17 protein-coding genes are annotated in these 16,480 nt (G+C 72.0%); 7 read left to right on the plus strand and 10 right to left on the minus strand.

The window, feature by feature from the left end:
* Positions 1 to 43: 43 nt before the first annotated feature.
* Positions 44 to 490, plus strand: a complete 447-nt coding sequence (locus ABZS61_RS25935; protein ID WP_356425887.1) for an Lrp/AsnC family transcriptional regulator — start codon at positions 44 to 46, stop codon at positions 488 to 490.
* Here ABZS61_RS25935 and ABZS61_RS25940 read toward each other — a convergent pair.
* The 3 genes from ABZS61_RS25940 to ABZS61_RS25950 all read right to left on the minus strand — a co-directional run bounded on the left by ABZS61_RS25940 (position 480) and on the right by ABZS61_RS25950 (position 5,485).
* Positions 480 to 3,554, minus strand: a complete 3,075-nt coding sequence (locus ABZS61_RS25940; RefSeq protein ID WP_356425890.1) for an SMC family ATPase — start codon at positions 3,552 to 3,554, stop codon at positions 480 to 482. The genes ABZS61_RS25935 and ABZS61_RS25940 overlap by 11 nt on opposite strands.
* Positions 3,551 to 4,717: an exonuclease SbcCD subunit D gene (locus tag ABZS61_RS25945; protein ID WP_356425893.1), complete on the minus strand. Its 1,167-nt coding sequence runs from the start codon at positions 4,715 to 4,717 to the stop codon at positions 3,551 to 3,553. Before ABZS61_RS25945 ends, ABZS61_RS25940 begins: the two co-directional genes overlap by 4 nt.
* A gap of 132 nt (positions 4,718 to 4,849) precedes the next feature.
* Positions 4,850 to 5,485, minus strand: a complete 636-nt coding sequence (locus tag ABZS61_RS25950) for a YigZ family protein (protein ID WP_356425896.1) — start codon at positions 5,483 to 5,485, stop codon at positions 4,850 to 4,852.
* An 84-nt stretch (positions 5,486 to 5,569) separates the two neighbouring features.
* Here ABZS61_RS25950 and ABZS61_RS25955 point away from each other — a divergent pair, with 84 nt between their 5' ends.
* Positions 5,570 to 5,986 (plus strand): CoA-binding protein, encoded by a 417-nt coding sequence (locus tag ABZS61_RS25955; protein WP_356425899.1) that lies wholly within the window; start codon positions 5,570 to 5,572, stop codon positions 5,984 to 5,986.
* 35 nt (positions 5,987 to 6,021) lie between these two features.
* Positions 6,022 to 6,828 (plus strand): AAC(3) family N-acetyltransferase, encoded by an 807-nt coding sequence (locus ABZS61_RS25960; protein ID WP_356425902.1) that lies wholly within the window; start codon positions 6,022 to 6,024, stop codon positions 6,826 to 6,828.
* 33 nt (positions 6,829 to 6,861) lie between these two features.
* On the opposite strand, the gene ABZS61_RS25965 is transcribed toward ABZS61_RS25960, so the two are convergent.
* Both ABZS61_RS25965 and ABZS61_RS25970 read right to left on the minus strand, forming a co-directional pair.
* On the minus strand, positions 6,862 to 7,416 hold the full coding sequence (locus ABZS61_RS25965) for a YbaK/EbsC family protein (RefSeq protein ID WP_356425905.1): 555 nt from the start codon (positions 7,414 to 7,416) through the stop codon (positions 6,862 to 6,864).
* A 30-nt stretch (positions 7,417 to 7,446) separates the two neighbouring features.
* Positions 7,447 to 8,031 (minus strand): XRE family transcriptional regulator, encoded by a 585-nt coding sequence (locus ABZS61_RS25970; protein ID WP_356425908.1) that lies wholly within the window; start codon positions 8,029 to 8,031, stop codon positions 7,447 to 7,449.
* Positions 8,032 to 8,124: 93 nt separating this feature from the next.
* On the opposite strand from ABZS61_RS25970, the gene ABZS61_RS25975 reads away from it, so the two are divergent.
* On the plus strand, positions 8,125 to 8,991 hold the full coding sequence (locus ABZS61_RS25975) for an EamA family transporter (RefSeq protein WP_356425912.1): 867 nt from the start codon (positions 8,125 to 8,127) through the stop codon (positions 8,989 to 8,991).
* A 35-nt stretch (positions 8,992 to 9,026) separates the two neighbouring features.
* Here the strand turns inward: ABZS61_RS25975 and ABZS61_RS25980 are convergent, their stop codons facing one another.
* Positions 9,027 to 9,773, minus strand: a complete 747-nt coding sequence (locus tag ABZS61_RS25980; RefSeq protein WP_356425915.1) for an acyltransferase — start codon at positions 9,771 to 9,773, stop codon at positions 9,027 to 9,029.
* 152 nt (positions 9,774 to 9,925) lie between these two features.
* Here ABZS61_RS25980 and ABZS61_RS25985 point away from each other — a divergent pair, with 152 nt between their 5' ends.
* Entirely contained in the window at positions 9,926 to 10,456 is a 531-nt protein-coding gene (locus ABZS61_RS25985) for a gamma carbonic anhydrase family protein (protein WP_329213333.1), read from the plus strand.
* Between the two features lie 82 nt (positions 10,457 to 10,538).
* Here ABZS61_RS25985 and ABZS61_RS25990 read toward each other — a convergent pair whose 3' ends face one another.
* Together ABZS61_RS25990 and ABZS61_RS25995 are read right to left on the minus strand one after the other, a co-directional pair.
* Complete coding sequence (locus ABZS61_RS25990; RefSeq protein ID WP_356425919.1) at positions 10,539 to 11,204, minus strand: DedA family protein; 666 nt, start codon at positions 11,202 to 11,204, stop codon at positions 10,539 to 10,541.
* Positions 11,205 to 11,341: 137 nt separating this feature from the next.
* Positions 11,342 to 11,779 (minus strand): DUF4442 domain-containing protein, encoded by a 438-nt coding sequence (locus ABZS61_RS25995; protein ID WP_356426026.1) that lies wholly within the window; start codon positions 11,777 to 11,779, stop codon positions 11,342 to 11,344.
* A 110-nt stretch (positions 11,780 to 11,889) separates the two neighbouring features.
* On the opposite strand from ABZS61_RS25995, the gene ABZS61_RS26000 reads away from it, so the two are divergent.
* Complete coding sequence (locus ABZS61_RS26000; RefSeq protein ID WP_356425922.1) at positions 11,890 to 12,936, plus strand: hypothetical protein; 1,047 nt, start codon at positions 11,890 to 11,892, stop codon at positions 12,934 to 12,936.
* A 66-nt stretch (positions 12,937 to 13,002) separates the two neighbouring features.
* Complete coding sequence (locus ABZS61_RS26005) at positions 13,003 to 14,331, plus strand: MFS transporter (protein ID WP_356425925.1); 1,329 nt, start codon at positions 13,003 to 13,005, stop codon at positions 14,329 to 14,331.
* Here the strand turns inward: ABZS61_RS26005 and ABZS61_RS26010 are convergent.
* Both ABZS61_RS26010 and tuf read right to left on the minus strand, forming a co-directional pair.
* Positions 14,293 to 15,138, minus strand: a complete 846-nt coding sequence (locus tag ABZS61_RS26010; RefSeq protein ID WP_356425928.1) for a fused MFS/spermidine synthase — start codon at positions 15,136 to 15,138, stop codon at positions 14,293 to 14,295. The two genes, ABZS61_RS26005 and ABZS61_RS26010, sit on opposite strands and share 39 nt — an antisense overlap.
* Before the next feature lie 102 nt (positions 15,139 to 15,240).
* Entirely contained in the window at positions 15,241 to 16,410 is a 1,170-nt protein-coding gene (tuf, locus tag ABZS61_RS26015; RefSeq protein WP_329213324.1) for an elongation factor Tu, read from the minus strand.
* Positions 16,411 to 16,480: the final 70 nt, after the last annotated feature.

Genomic DNA, 16,480 nt, shown 5'->3' on the forward strand with positions numbered 1-16,480 from the left:
CACATCTCTTGCTCTACCAGGGATTGCACTGTTGTCTGAGCGCATGACCGACTATTCCCCGGACGCCACGGACTGGCGCATCCTCGACGTCCTGCAACGTGACGGGCGTGCGACCTTCGCCGAGCTGGCCCGCGCCGTGGCCATGTCGCCGAGCGCCGTCACCGAACGCGTGCGCCGCCTCGAGGAAATGGGGGTGATCAGCGGTTACACCGCGGTGGTCGATCCCGAGCGGCTCGGTATGCCGATCATGGCCCTGGTACGGCTGCGCTATCCGAACGGCAACTACAAGCCGTTCCACGACCTGACGGACACGACGCCGGAGATCGTGGAGGCACATCACGTGACGGGGGACGACTGCTTCGTGCTGAAGGTGACCGCCCGTTCGATGCGCCACCTCGAGGAGGTCACGGGGAGGATCGGCACCCTCGGCTCCGTGACCACCAGCATCGTGTACTCCTCGCCTCTCCCCCGCCGGGCGATCAGCCGCTGAGCGTGCCCGCGGTGCGGTGCCGCACCGCCGACCCGTGCCGTTCCTTGACCACTTCCAGCTGTGCCGGGATACGGCGCCGCAGGTCGGCGACATGACTGACGATGCCGACGCTGCGGTCGCGTTCGCGCAGCGAGTCCAGGACGTCGAGCACCTCGTCCAGGGTCTGCTCGTCCAGGCTGCCGAAGCCCTCGTCGATGAAGAGCGTGTCCAGCCGTACGCCGCCCGCCTCGTCCGTGACGACATCCGCGAGGCCGAGCGCGAGGGCGAGCGACGCGAAGAACGTCTCGCCGCCCGACAGGGTCGCCGTGTCGCGCTCCCGGCCCGTCCAGGAGTCCACGACGTGCAGCCCGAGGCCTGCTCTGCGGGCTCCGCTCCTCGCGTCGGAGTGGACCAGGGTGTAGCGGCCCGACGACATGCGCTGGAGACGGGCTGTCGCGGCTGCGGCGACCTGTTCCAACCGGGCGGCGAGCACATACGCCTCGAGCCGCATTTTGCGCTCGTTGTCGGCAGAGGTACCGGCGGTCAGCCCGGCGAGGCGTGCCACCCGTTCGTGCTCCTGTCGGAGCGGCCCCATCCTGCGCACCTCGTCCGTGGCCTGCCGGGAGAGTCGGCCGAGCTCCGTACAACGCTCCTGGGCAGCGGCGAGGGCGGATGCGCTGTCGCGCAGCTGCCGTCCGGACGAGTCGTACGCCGACTGCGCGGCCTCCGGCGTTGCGGGTGGGTGCGCCGCGGCTGCCCGGGAGTCCTCCTCGGCGAGCCGGTCGGCGACGGCTGCGGCCTCCGCCTGCCAGGCGTCGATCCGGTGCTGGAGTTCCCGCTGGGCGGTGGCGTCGACGAGCGCCGAGGCGGCGGCCTGCGGGGTGTCGAACCCGGCCCGGAAGGCGGCGTCGGCGAGTGTGCCGTCGGCCTCCTTGCGGCGCTGCGCGGCGCTCTGCTCGGCCCGCAGCGCCTCGGCTGCATCGGCGAGCAGCGAGACCCGGCGCTCCAGCAGGTCCGCGTGTGCGGCGACGGAGCCCGACGCCCCCCGTGCCACCACCAGTTCGGTCTCCAGTGCGGCCTGTTCGCGGTCGAGTGCTTCCCGCTGCGAGGTACGGGCCGCCGCGCGCCGTTCGGCCTGCTGCCGGGCTTCGAGCCGCCCGAGGTGCTCCCGCTCGGCGGCGGCGAGTGCCTCCCGGGCGCCGTGCATCCCGGCGGCCAGCCGGTGCGCTTCCGCGTGTTCCCCGGTCAGCCGGGTGACGACCGCCTCGAGTTCCGCGACGGATGCCGCACCCCCGCCGGAAGCCTGCACCGCCCGCTTGTCCTCCGGCTCCATGAGGTCCCCCGGCAGGTCCCCCGATGCCTCCGCCCGCGCCGCGGCGAGCCGTTCGCGCAGGACCCCGAGCTCGCGCTCCGCCTCCGCGCGGGACTGCTCCGCACGCCGGTGGCCGGCGAGCGCCGCTTCCTCCGTCGCGCGGTCCACATGACCGTCTCCCGGGCGGGCCGGCTCCGGGTGATCGGCCGACCCGCACACGGTGCAGGCCACGCCGTCGGCAAGCCCCGCGGCCAGCTCCGCCGCGATGTCGCGCAGCCGCCGCTCCCGCAGCCCCAGCCAGGTCTCGTGCGCGGCGAGTGCGTGTTCGCGGGCCGCGGTCAGACTGTCGCCGGCGGTCGCTTCCCGGACGACGAGTGCGTCGCGCCGCCGCGCCGCGTCCAGTCTCCGGCGCGCCGGGTCCAGCCGGCCGGCCAGCTGCTCGGCCCGGGTCGCCGCCTCCTGCGCGTTCTCGATGCGCTCCCGCAAGTCCCCGTGGATGCCGTCCCAGCCGGCCAGCCAGTCCGCCGCCTCCTGGATCAGTTCGTCGTCGGCACGGGACTGCCGCTCGATCCCCGCCCGTTCGGTGTCGATCTGCCTGCTGCGCCGTTCGGCGCGGCGCGCTGCCTCGAGAGCGCCGAGGTCCGACCGGAGGGTGCGCTCCGCGCCGGACAGCTGTTCGACGCCTGCGTCGGCCAGCTCCGGGGGCAGCTCCGCGCGAGAGCGTTCACGGGCCCCGCTCGCCGCCCGGTGGGCGCGTTCGGCCTCCTCGCGCAGCTCGAGCGCCGGAGCGACGAGGTCCGCCTTGCGTGCGCGCGTGAGCTGTTCGTGGCAGCGGTCGCGCTCGGGGCGGCGCTCCTCGAGTCCTGCGGCGCGGCGGCGCGTTTCCGCGTACCGCTGCTGCAGCCGGGCGAGCTCGCGCGCGGCGTCAAGGGCGTCGCGCGCGGCGTCGTTCCGGGCCTCCGCCGCTGACAGGGCGCACCGGGCGGTGTCGAGCCGCTCGCGTGCTCCACTGCGTGCGACGGCGGCCCATTGCAGTACGCCCTCGGCGAGCCCGGGTTCACCGGGGCGGTCCTCGGGCAGGGGCGATTCCCGGGCGGCCGTTCCGGCGGCCTGCGCGATGCGCTGGGCGAGGGCCAGGATGTGTTCGTCGCCGGTTCGGACCTGGGCTTCCGCCCTGCGGCGCAGCTCGGCCAGGTGCTCCTCCACCGCGGCGAACCGGCGGGTGTCGAAGAGCCTTCCCAGGAGTTTTCCGCGCGCTTCGGCGTCGGCCCGCAGGAAGCGCGCGAAGTCTCCCTGGGGCAGCAGGACCACCTGGCAGAACTGGTCCCTGCTCATCCCGATGAGCCGGCTGATCTCCTCGCCGATCTCCTGGTGCGAGCGGCTGAGCGCCTGCCAGCCCTCCTCGGGGCCGTACTCGCGCAGCAGGCTCTGTGCCTTTTCTGTCGTGAAGCCGTGGCCCCGCTTCCTCGGGCGGGGCTGGGCGGGCCGGCGGGTGACCTCCAGGCGGCGCCCTTGGACGGTCAGCTCCAGCCGGACCTCGGTCGGCAGGTCGGCCGGGGCGTGGTCGCTCCGCAGGGAGGTGCCGGGGCTCTGCCGGGCGCCGGGTACGGCTCCGTACAGGCCGAAGCAGACGGCGTCGAGGACGGAGGTCTTACCCGCGCCGGTCGGACCGTGCAGCAGGAAGAGCCCGGCCGAGGAGAGCGCGTCGAAGTCGACTTCCTGGGTGGCGCCGAAGGGGCCGAAGGCGGTGAGGGTGAGCCGGTGCAGTCTCAACGGGACACCTCGTGCACGCTGTCGCTCACCCGTACGTCGTCGAATGCGGCGCGCAGTACCGTGCGCTCCTGCTCGCTGGGTCCGCTCCCGCCGCGCACATGGGTCACGAAGTCCTCCGCGATCTGCTGGTCGTCGCGGCCACGGAGCCGCTGGGCGTAGGAGGCAAGGGGGTCCTCGGGGGCACGCTCCGGTTCGAATACGAGGCTGAGGGTGTGCGGGAATCGGGCCAGGAGGCGGGCCATCGGCTCGTCGGGGCGTACCGGGTCGGTGAGGGTGGCTTCGACCCAGGACTCCTGGTGCCGTTCCAGGGCGTCGTCGTCGAGGAGGGTGTCGAGCCGTCCACGGAGCCGTGCGAGCGGGCGCGGGGCGGGGCAGTCGATGCGTTCGGCGGAGAGCTCTCCGCCGGCGCCGAGGTCGATCAACCACATCGTCTTGCGGTGGGTGGCCTCGGAGAAGGAGTACGCGAGCGGGGAGCCGGAGTAGCGGACGCGTTCGGTGACGGTCTGGCAGCCGTGCAGGTGCCCGAGGGCCGCGTAGTCGGCACCGTCGAAAACTCCGGCAGGGACGGCGGCGACACCGCCGACCGTGATGTCGCGTTCGCTGTCGCTGGGTTCGCCGCCCGCCACGAACGCGTGGGCGAGGACCACGGAGCGGGTGGTGGCGGGCCGGTCGGCGAGATCGGCACGGACCTGGTTCATGGCGGCGGTCAGGACCGCTTCGTGTCCGGCCTTCGTGGCACCCAGGGTGTCCTTGACGAGCGCGGGTTCCAGGTAGGGCAAGCCGTAGAAGGCCACGTCTCCGTGTGCGTCCTGCAGCACGACGGGGTCGGCGCAGTCCGCCGGATCGGTACGCAGGTGGATGCCGGCCCGTGCGATCAGGCCCGCACCGACGCCGAGCCGGTGGGCCGAGTCGTGGTTGCCGGAGATCATGACGGTCGGCACGCCGGCGGCGGCGAGCCGGTGCAGTGCGTCGTCGAACAGTCTGACGGCCGCCAGCGGCGGCACGGCCCGGTCGTAGACGTCGCCCGCGACGAGGACCGCGTCGACCTCGTGCTCGCGTACGGTCCGTACGAGGTGGTCGAGGTAGTCGGCCTGGGCTTCGAGCATGGGGACACGGTGGAACGACCGCCCCAGGTGCCAGTCCGAGGTGTGCAGAATCCTCACGACATCACTCCGACGGCTCCGACCTGCATTTTCCGCTTCCTCCGCCCCGGAGCCGCACCGGCCCCGCACCCCGCCCGCCGCGGATTTCCGCAGTCGGCCCGACCACGCTAATGCCGCGGGGCCTCTGATCCCTCATTCGGCCCGTACATCCCCGTAGGCCTCGCCACCCAGTTCGAACGTCGCCGAGCCGGCCGTCGCATCGGCGAGCCAGGCCCTGAAGTCCTCGATGTCCGCGTCCGGGATCCCGATCTCGATCGTCACCGCCTCCGCGTACCGCACATCGTGCACGGAGCGGCCGGTGGCGCGCAGATCGTTCTCGAGTTTGCCGGCCCGCTGGTGGTCGACGGTGACCGTGGCCAGCCGGAAGCGCTGCCGGGTGATCGTGCCCAGCGTGTCGAGCGCTTCCCCGACCGCGCCCCCGTACGCCCGGATCAGCCCTCCGGCGCCGAGCTTGACGCCACCGTAGTAGCGGGTGACGACGGCGACGGCGTACCGCACCTCACGGCGCATCAGCATCTGGAGCATGGGGACGCCCGCGGTGCCGCCCGGCTCCCCGTCGTCACTCGCCCTCTGTACGGAGGCGTCGGCGCCGATCACGTAGGCGAAGCAGTTGTGGCCGGCGGTGGGGTGCTCCTTGCGGATGCGTGCGACGAATTCCTGCGCCTCCTGCTCGGTGGCGGCGGGGGCGAGCGCGCAGAGGAAGCGCGATCGGTTGACCTCGGTCTCGTGCACACCCGCGCGAGCGACTGTCCGGTACTGCTCCTGCATCCGGCCACCCTATGCGCCGTCCGGCCACCGCCCCTCCCCCGGCCGTACGGGAATGGTCCGGGGGGACCGTCCGTTGTCCCGGGCATGTACGCAGACGATGAGACGGTCCGCAGGATTCTTCAGGACTCGGGCGACACCTGGGCGGTGGTCGGCCTGTCCGACAACCGCTCCCGGGCGGCGTACGGGGTGGCCGAGGTCCTTCAGCGCTTCGGCAAGCGTGTTGTCCCGGTGCACCCCAGGGCGGCAACGGTCCACGGTGAGCAGGGGTACACCGCGCTGGCGGACATCCCGTTCCCGGTCGATGTGGTGGACGTCTTCGTCAACAGCGCTCTGGCGGGCACGGTCGCCGACGAGGCGGTCGCAGCCGGTGCGAAGGCGGTCTGGTTCCAGCTCGGGGTCGTCGACGAGGCGGCGTACGAGCGCACGCGCACGGCGGGGCTCGACATGGTGATGGACCGCTGCCCCGCCATCGAAATTCCGACACTCGCCCGCCGCTCCTGACAGGACGGTGTCGTCCCCGTCCCGCGACGGGGACAATGTCTGCCGTGACAGAGCAGCTGATCAGCAGTGACCGGGCGGTGGCCCAGCTGTCCCGGCTCGGGGTGGAGCGGGGCGGTGTCCTGCTGGTCCACACCTCCATGCGTGCGGTGGGCGGTGACGCCGTCGACATGGTCGACGCCATTCGGCAGGCGCTCGGACCGGAGGGGACGCTGGTCGTCCCCTCGTTCACCACGGAGAACTCCGACACCTCGCCCCCGTACCTGGACCGGGTACGGGGGCTGAGCGATGCGGCGCGGGCGGCCGTGCGCGCGTCGATGCCCCCGTTCGACCGGGCCGCATCGCCCGCGACCGGCATGGGCACGCTGGCCGAGACGGTCCGTCTGGCACCGGGCGCCGAACGCAGCGCACACCCCCAGACGTCGTTCGCCGCGATCGGCCCGGCGGCCCGGAGTCTGCTCGCCCGGCACCGTCCGGCCTGCCATCTGGGCGAGGACTCCCCCCTCGCCCGTCTGTACGAATTCGACGCCCGGATTCTGCTCCTGGGCACGGGCTTCGACACGTGCACGGCCTTTCATCTGGCCGAGTACCGGCTCCCCGACCCGCCGCGCCGCCTCTACCGCTGTGTGGTGGCGCCCGAGGGAAGGCGCCAGTGGTGGGAGTACGAGGACGTGGCGCTGGACGACAGCGACTTCGCCGCACTGGGGCGCGACTTCGAACGGGCGGACACCGGCGGGGCCGTACGACGGGGGCGGGTGGGCTCGGCGCAGAGCCGGCTGATCCGGCTGACCTCGGCGGTGGACTTCGCCGCCGGCTGGTTCAAGGACCACCGCGTCCGGACCTGAAGCGGGCCGGTCCGCGCCCTCCCGCCACGGGCCTCAGATCCCCAGGCCTTCGACCAGTACCGCACCCGGCAGCGCCGCGAGCGCCTTGCCCGGGACGATCAGCTTGCCGCGGCGCCGGCCGCTGCCGATCAGCACCCACTCCTCGTCGACCACCGCGGGGTCGAGCAGCAGCGGCCAGCCGGCGGGCAGGCCGATCGGGGTGATCCCGCCGTACTCCATGCCGGACTCGCCGACCGCCACATCCATCGGGGCGAAGGACGCCTTGCGTACGCCGAGGTGCTTGCGTACCGCACCGTTCACATCGACGCGTGTGCGCGAGAGGACCAGGCAGGCCGCCAGGGTGACCTCGCCGCCCCGCTTGCCCGCGACGACGACGCAGTTGGCGGACCGGTCGAGCAGTTCGGGGCCGTAGTGCTCGACGAAGGCGGCGGTGTCGGCGATCGCCGGATCCGTGTCGACGTGGACGATCCTGTCGGCGGGGATGTCTCCCCAGCCTCTGGCCACCGCCTCGGCTACAGGCGGGGGGAGCAGACCGAGCTGGTCGGCGGCGGGGGATGCGTCCTCGAAGGTGCCCAGCGGTGCGCGCATGCGGTCACGCTAACAGCCCGTCGGCCGAGGTCAGTTGCCGTCCCGGCGTACCGGCGGGATCGAGACGGCCATGGTCAGTTCGGCCGGCTCGGTGCCGTCGTTGCGGTAGCTGTGCGGCACGTGAGCCTCGAAGGTGGCGGAGGTGCCGGCCGGTACGGAGTGCTCCGCACCGTCGACGATCAGGGTCAGTTCGCCCGCGGTGACGTGGAGGAGCTCGACGGTGCCCTCCGGATGCGGGTCGGAGGCACTGCCGTCGCCGGGCATCAGGTGCCAGGACCAGAGCTCGATCGGCCCCCGGGCTTCCGTGCCGACGAGCAGCGTGGTCGAGCTGCCCGCCTCCGTGGACCACATCCGCACGGCCTGACTCTCGGGCACCAGGCGTACCTGGGACCCCTGCTCGTAGTCGAGAAGGGTCGTGATGCTCACACCGAGGGCGTCGGCGAGTTTGACGGTGGTGCCGACGCTCGGGTTCGTACGTGCCTGCTCGATCTGGATGATCATGCCGCGGCTGACCCCGGCGCGGGCGGCGAGTGCGTCGAGGGTGAAGCCGCGCTCGCCCCGCCAGCGCTTGAGGTTGCGTGCGAGCGACTGAGTGAGCTGATCGAGGTCAGACACGTTCCGTCCAATATTTTGGATGACAGGGTCGAAAATACTGCACTACGGTGTGGTGTACCCACCCGATCACCGCACTGTACTGCGAGGCACGCGATGACAGCACTGTTCGCCCTGGCCACGAGCCTCCTGTGGGGGCTGGCCGACTTCGGCGGCGGGCTGCTCACCCGGCGGACGCCCGCACTCACCGTGGTGGTGGTCTCGCAGTGCATCGCCGCTGTGGTGCTCGGCGTCGTCGTGACGGCGACGGGCGCCTGGAGTGAACTGGACGGACGGCTCTGGTTCGCGGTCGCGGCCGGCGCCGTCGGACCCGTGGCGATGCTGAGCTTCTACAAGGCTCTGGCCCTCGGACCGATGGGCGTGGTCTCCCCCCTGGGCGCGCTGGGTGTCGCCGTTCCGGTCGGGGTCGGCCTGATCGTCGGCGAACAGCCGGGGCTGCTGCAGTTCGCCGGTGTCGCCGTGGCCGTCGCCGGCGTGGTCCTGGCAGGCGGCCCGCAACTGCGCGGGGCCCCGGTGCAGCGCCAGGCCGTCGTGCTGACCCTGCTGGCGGCGTTCGGTTTCGGAGCGGTGATGGCGCTGATCGCCGAGGCGTCCACCACGGTCACCGGACTGTTCCTGGCGCTCTTCGTCCAGCGCGTCACCAATATCGCCGTCGGCGGCACGGCCCTGTACGTGTCGGTGCGCCGCGGAGGGCGTGCCCTGCCCGAGGAGGGTGGCCGGGCCGTCGTCCTCGCCGCGCTGCCCGCGCTGGCGTTCGTCGGCCTCGCCGATGTCGCCGCGAACGGCACCTACTCGATCGCGGCCCAGCACGGCCCGGTCACCGTGGCCGCGGTCCTGGCCTCGCTGTATCCGGTGGTGACGGCGCTGGGCGCACGCGTCGTACTGGGTGAACGGCTGCGCGCGGTCCAGGCCGCTGGCGCGGGCCTCGCACTGCTCGGTACGGTCCTGCTGGCCACGGGATAAGGGCCGCGCGAGGCGGCTCAGCCGCGGGAGGCGCCTCAGCCGCGGGACGTGTCCTCGAGCTGCGCCACGGCCAGCAGCTGCTCGGGCGTGACACCCTCCGGGATCGGCACCGGTGCGGGTGTGCGCAGCGGCGGCTGCCAGCCGTTCTCGGGGTCCCAGCTCCGCACCACCCGGGCGGGTGCTCCCGCCACCACGGCATGGTCGGGCACCTCGCCCCGTACGACGGCTCCGGCGGCGACCACCACGTTGCGCCCGAGCCTGGCCCCCGGAAGGATCACCGCTCCGGTGCCGATCCAGCAGCCGGGGCCGATCGCAACGGGGTCCATGCGGGGCCACTGCTTGCCGACGGGCTCGTGGGGGTCGTCGTAGCTGTGGTTGGTGGAGGTGATGTAGACGTACGGACCGCAGTACGTGTTCGAGCCGATCGTCACCGTCGTGTCGGCGATGACATGGCTGCCGCGGCCCAGCACCACACCGTCGCCGAGGGTCAGGATCGGCTCGGACCCCAGGTCCAGATCGGGCATCATCCCGGCGGTGAGCGTCACCTGCTCGCCGATGATGCAGTGGTCTCCGAGCTCGATCCACGGCTCACCGAACACGGTGCCCTGCGGAAAGGCGAGCCGGGTCCCGGAGCCGATGCGGCCGAACCGCAGCCGCCCCGGGTGCTGCGCGGTGACCGCGCCGGACTCCTGCACCCAGGCCCAGCCCCGGTGGACGGCACGGGACAGGACGCGGCGCCGCCAGAGGGCCACGGACGAGAACGTGTTTCTGTTCTTCGGCACCCGCTCACGGTAGTCGGCCGCGACGGGACCGGCCCTCGCGCCAGGCTGTGATGTTCACCCCACCCCGGCCCGGCGGGACGAGGAGGACGTCGCTTACGGTTTCAGCGGTGGGAGGACGCGTCCTCACCGCACCCGCAACCGAGGAGCACACGATGACAGAACAGGCGTTGGTCACCGGCATCGGCGGCAAGGAGCCGGACATCGACCCGGACGCCTTCGTGGCGCCGACCTCCGTCGTCATCGGCGAGGTCTCGTTGGCCCCGGGGTCCAGCGTCTGGTACCAGGCCGTGCTGCGCGCCGACTGCGGCCCGATCTCTCTCGGCCCCGACAGCAACATCCAGGACAACTGCAGCGTCCACACCGATCCCGGCTTCCCGCTCACGGTCGGCGCCCGGGTCTCCGTCGGCCACAACGCGGTCCTGCACGGCTGCGTCATCGAGGACGACGTCCTGATCGGCATGGGCGCCACGGTGCTCAACGGGGCCCACATCGGCGCCGGATCGCTGATCGCCGCGCAGGCCCTCGTACCGCAGGGGATGCAGGTGCCGCCGGGTTCGCTCGTCGCCGGTGTGCCCGCCAAGGTCAAGCGGGAACTGACCGCCGAGGAGCTCGCGAACATCCGATTCAACGCCGTCGGCTACGTGGAACTGGCGAAGGCGCACCGGAAGGCCCATCAGGCCTGATGCGGGCAGCCGGGCTCCCGGCGGAATCCCCGGACGGGGAGCGGGCCGCCGGCGCCCGGGTCCGGTCGACGGCAGGCACCGCTCAGTCGACGGCAGGTACCGGGTCCGGCTCGGCTGCCGCCGGGGAGCCGGCCGCCGACTGCTGTGCGGCCTTCTTCGCCCGGTTCTTCAGCACCAGCATCGACGTCAGGCCGATCAGTACGGCGGCCACCAGGCCGAGCCACGAGAAGCGCTTGAGCCACGCCTCCGCGACGACACCCACCGAGTAGATGACGGCCGTGGTGCCACCGGCCCAGACGATGCCGCCGAGCACGTTGGCGATCAGGAACTTCCAGTACGGCATGCGCAGGACGCCGGCGAGCGGTCCGGCGAAGATCCGCAGCAGTGCGACGAAGCGGCCGAAGAAGACCGCCCACACGCCCCACTTCTCGAACGACCGCTCCGCCAGTGCGATCTGGGCCTCACCGAAGTGCTTGGGGAATCTGGCGCCGAGCCATGCGAGCAGGGGACGACCTCCCCTGCGGCCGATGGCATAGCCGATCGAGTCACCGATGATCGCTCCGGCCGACGCACAGGCGCCGAGCACCACGGGGTCGATGTCGCCGTGCTGGGAGGCGAGGAGCGCCGAACTGACGAGGATGATCTCGCCCGGCAGCGGAATTCCCAGGCTCTCGAGCCCGATGACGACCCCCACCAGGAGGTAAATGCTGACCGCGGGTACGGTCTCGAGCCACTCCTGGACGTGCAACGCCGGTCCCTCCGTAAGAAATCCTGCCGCTGTGCACTCCGCCGGCGCACGGCGGGCAGCCTACCTGGCCCGGACAGCGCGACGGGCCGCCGCTCCCCTCGGCGGGTGTGCGGCGGCCCGGTGCGGATGGCTGCGGGTCAGCGGTTCGGACGCAGGGTCCAGACCACGGTCATCTCGCTCGTCACGGCGCCGTCGGCTCGCCGTATCTCCACGGTGATGGGGAATTCCGGCCGCTTGCCCTCGTCGAGTTCGGCGATGACGTCCGCCACCGGGCGGCCCAGCGTCGCGGTCGCCGTGACGGCTCCCATGGCCACCTTCTTGAAGGACATCTCCGAGGTGACGGGAAGCGGCACGGCCCGTGCCATCTGGTCGCCGAAGGCGGCCACGACGATCGCGCCGCTCGCGGACTCGGCCAGGGTGAACATCGCTCCGGCGTGCGGTCCACCGAGGTGGTTGTGGTACTCGGCCTGGTCCGGCAGCGAGAGGACAGCCCGCTCCGGGCTCGTTTCGAGGTACTGCAGGTTGAGGGTCCTGACCATCGGAACGGTCGCGGACAGCATCTCGCCGACTGTCATCTCTTCAGTGCTCATGAACGGGGATGTTACTCATGAGTACGAGGCTTTGACCATCTCCTCACAGGGGTGGCCGTAGCAGGGGGCGCCGCACCCCTCTATGGTTACTGGCCATGTGGCCAGGACAGCAGCCGCCCGGGGGCGAGCAAAACCCGCAGGACCAGAACCAGAACCCGTACCAGCAGCCGGGGTACCAGCAGCCGAATCCCTATCAGCAGCCGGGATACCAGCAGCAGGGTTATCCGCAGCAGGGCCAGCCCGGTCAGCAGCCGGGCTACCCTCAGCCGAACCCTTACCAGCAGCCCACGATGCCGCAGTACGCGGTGCCGGGGCAGCCCGGAGGCCCGCAGCCGGACGACAAGAAGAAGACGACGATCGTCGCGATCGTCGCCGCCACGGCGGTCGTCGTGGCGGCCGTGGTCACCGGCGTCGTCGTCATGGGCAAGGACGACGACAAGGGCGGCAAGACCGTCGCCGACGACAAGAAGTCGTCGCCGTCCGCGAAGCCCTCCGACACCGCCTCCTCCCCCGCGGCCAACCCGCGGGGCGGTGAGGACGCCGCGCCGACGATCCCCGGCTGGAAGGTCGTCACGAACCCCAAGTGGGGCACGCAGTTCGACGTGCCCGGCGACTGGGAGGTCTCGGGCGCAGGCGTGTTCTCCGGCTTCGAGAGCGTAAAGAAGCCTGAGGGCCCGCCCGCCGTCGGCTTCTCCGCGCCGGCCTACTACAAGAGCAAGTGGTGCATCGACGACGCCGACAAGGACGGCACCAAGGAGGACACCGGCCTGGCCGGCGTCGGCACCAAGGGCGGTCAGGGCGCCAAGAGCACCGACGAGGCCGCCACGAACGAGGCCGCCAACTGGGTGTGGGCCGCCTACGCCCAGAAGGACCCGAAGGAAAAGGTCAAGATCGGCAAGCCCAAGCCGTACACGACCAAGTCCGGCCTCTCCGGCAGCGTGGTGACCGCCACCGCGACCGGCCTGGCCAACAAGGACAAGTGCGACACCGACGGCAAGTCGATCGCCTTCACCTTCAAGAACGCGAAGGCCGAGTACTCGTCCTGGATCCTCTACGCCAACGCGGGCGTGGACGACGAACTCCCGGACGCCACCATCCAGAAGATCCTCAGCACGGTCCGGCTCGCGGAGAGCACGTCCTGACCCTCCACGCCCTCGGCACAGCCGGCCCATTTGGCAGCGAGGGGCCGCGGCGGGGATAGTCCCCTGGTGACTTCCGCCGCCGCATCTCCGCCCCCCTCGCTCCGCTCCCTGCGGACGGGCCGCAACTTCGGTCTGCTGACAGCCGCCGCGATCATCACGAGCCTGGGTACCCATGGCGCGTTGATCGCGGCGGCGTTCGCGGTTCTGGAGTCGGGCGGCGACGGCGGCGACGTCGGCCTGGTCGCCGCCGCGCGTACCGCGCCGCTGGTGCTCTTCCTGCTGATCGGCGGCGCGATCGCCGACCGGCTGCCGCGCCACCGGGTGATGGTCGCGGCGAACTCGCTCAACTGCGTCTCCCAGGCGGTGTTCGCCTGGCTGGTCCTGACCGGCGACGCCCAGCTGTGGCACATGATGCTCCTGACCGCGCTGTGCGGCACCGGGCAGGCCTTCTTCAGCCCCGCTGCCGAGGGCATGCTGATGTCCAGCGTCAGCGGCGAACAGGCGAGCCGCGCCTTCGCCCTCTTCCGGATGTCCATGCACGGTGCGGCCATCGGCGGTGCAGCGCTCGGCGGCGCGATGATCGCCGCCATGGACCCCGGCTGGGTGCTGGCGGCCGACGCGGCGGCGTTCGCCGTGGCCGGTGCGCTGCGGGCCTTCCTCGACGTGAGTCACATTCCGAAGCGCGCTCCGGGCAGCGGGCTGCTCGCCGATCTGCGTGACGGCTGGCGGGAGGTCGCGAGCCGCCCCTGGCTCTGGGCCATCGTGCTGCAGTTCTCCGTGGTCGTGGCCGTCATCGGCGCCGCCGAGGCGGTGTACGGACCCCTCGTGGCCCGGGACGAGCTCGGTGGGGCGCGCCCATGGGGGTTCGCGCTCGCCGCGTTCGGCGTCGGCACGCTGGGCGGGGCGCTGCTGATGATGCGCTGGAAGCCCAGACGGCTGCTGCTCGCCGGGACGCTCTGCGTGTTCCCGCTGGCGCTGCCCTCGGCGAGCCTCGCCGTGCCGCTGCCGGTGGCCGGTCTCTGCGCGGTGATGTTCGTGACCGGGGTCGCCATCGAGGTGTTCGGCGTCTCCTGGATGACGGCGCTTCATCAGGAGATCCCGGAGGAGAAGCTGTCCCGGGTCTCGGCGTACGACTGGTTCGGCTCCGTCGCGATGGTGCCGCTGGCCACGGCGGCGGCCGGTCCGGTGGAGACGTTGGTGGGCCGCAGCGAGGCCCTGTGGGGCTGCGCCGCGCTCATCGTCGTGGTGACGGCGGCGGTGCTGCTCGTCCCGGACGTACGGAACCTGACCCGGCGCGGCACGGTGAAGGCCTCCGGCGGCGCGACGCCGGTGCCGCCCGCACAGGAGCGCCGGGTGTCAGCCGATGCTGAAGGCTCCGTCGGGGGGCTCGGGTGAGGCGACCGCGTCGGCGTCCCGTACGGGCTCGGCGCCGCCCAGGAGCCGGGTGAGCGCCGTCCCGTACGCGACCCGGGCGGGGAACGCGTCCGCGGCACACAGTCTCGTCAGCGGTGCGATGTCGAGAGGGCTCCGCGAGGCGACGAGCACGACGTTGCCGAAGCGCCGGCCGCGCAGTACGGCCGGCTCCGCGATCAGCGCGAGCTCGTCGAAGACCTCGGCGAAGTTGGCGAGCTGCGGGCGCAGGAAGCCGAAGGGCGCACTGTCCGCAAGGTTGGCCGCGTAGATTCCCCCCGCCCCAAGGACCCGCCCGGCGGCCCGTGCGTACTCGACGGACGTGAGGTGGGCCGGTACCCGTGCGCCGCCGAAGACGTCGGCGATCAGCAGGTCCGCGGAATCCTCCGGTGCCTGCTCCAGCCAGCCCCGGGCATCGGTGCCGTGCACGGTGATCCCGGCCGCGTCGGGCAGCGGCAGGTGCTCGTTCACCAGCTCGATCAGTCCCCGGTCGGCCTCGGCCACGTCCTGCCGGGAGCCGGGGCGGGTCGCCGCGACGTAGCGGGGCAGCGTGAGCGCGCCGCCGCCGAGGTGCACGGCGTCCAGCGGCGCACCGGGCTCGCCCGCGAGGTCCACGACATGGGCGAGCCGCTGCACGTACTCGAATTCGAGGTACTCCGGATCGTCGAGGTCGACGTACGACTGCGGGGCGCCGTCGACCGTGAGCAGCCACGCCCGGTCCCTGTCCACGTCGGGCAGCAGCCGGGCGGTGCCGAAGTCGGCGGCGCGGATGACGGGTATCGGCTCGTTCACGCCCCCATTGTTCCCTGTTTCCCGGGCGTGACGGACCTTCCCGGGGGTGCCGGACATGCGGAACCCGCCCCCCACGGAATGCGGGAGGCGGGTTCCCCGGCCTCAGAGCAGGCCGGTGACCGTACCGGCGCCGACGGTCCTGCCGCCCTCGCGGATCGCGAAGCCGAGACCGGACTCCAGCGGGATGTCACGGCCGAGCTCGATGGTCATGGTGACCGTGTCGCCGGGCCGTGCCACGGCCGTTTCGCCGAGGTCGACGTCGCCGACCACGTCCGCCGTACGGATGTAGAACTGCGGCCGGTAGCCGGTGGTGACCGCAGTGGTGCGGCCTCCTTCCCGGGCCGACAGGACGTACACCTGCGCTGTGAAGCGCCGGCTCGGACTGACACTCCCGGGAGCCGCCACCACATGGCCGCGCCGCACCCGGTCGCGCTCCACTCCGCGCAGCAGCAACGCGACGTTGTCCCCGGCCTCCGCGGACTCCATCGGCTTGCCGAAGGTCTCCAGGCCGGTCACGACCGTCTCGATGTCCGCACCGAGCACCGACACCCGGTCCCCGACGCGCACCGTGCCGCGCTCCACGGCGCCGGTGACGACGGTGCCGCGGCCCGTGATGGTGAGCACGTTCTCCACGGACAGCAGGAACGGCGCGTCGATGTAGCGCACCGGCATCGGCACATACGTGTCGATCGCGTCGAGCAGCCCCTCGATGGACGCCGTCCACCGCGGGTCCCCTTCCAGGGCCTTGAGGCCCGACACCCGTACGACGGGCACCGTGTCGCCGCCGTAGCCGTGGGCGGAGAGCAGCTCACGGACCTCCAGCTCGACCAGGTCGGTCAGCTCGGGGTCACCCGCGTCGGCCTTGTTGAGGGCGACGACGATGTGGTCGACGCCGACCTGACGGGCCAGCAGGACGTGCTCCGCGGTCTGCGGCATGATCCCGTCGAGCGCGGAGACGACGAGGATCGCCCCGTCGAGCTGCGCCGCTCCGGTGACCATGTTCTTGATGTAGTCGGCGTGGCCGGGCATGTCGACGTGCGCGTAGTGCCGGGTGTCGGTCTCGTACTCGACGTGCGAGATGTTGATGGTGATGCCGCGCTGCGCCTCCTCGGGCGCCCGGTCGATCCGGTCGAACGGCACGAAGGTGCCGGTCCCCCGGTCGCTCAGCACCTTGGTGATGGCGGCGGTCAGGGTGGTCTTGCCGTGGTCGACGTGGCCCATGGTGCCGATGTTCAGGTGCGGCTTGGTGCGCACGTATGCCGTCTTGGGCATGGCTCATTCCTTGGAATTCGAAGCTGAGAAGAGAAGACCCCAGGGCCCCGCCGACCCTCCCCTTACGGGG

Origin of the sequence: Streptomyces sp. NPDC005566 (genome assembly GCF_040605575.1) — a bacterium.
GTDB lineage: Bacteria > Actinomycetota > Actinomycetes > Streptomycetales > Streptomycetaceae > Streptomyces.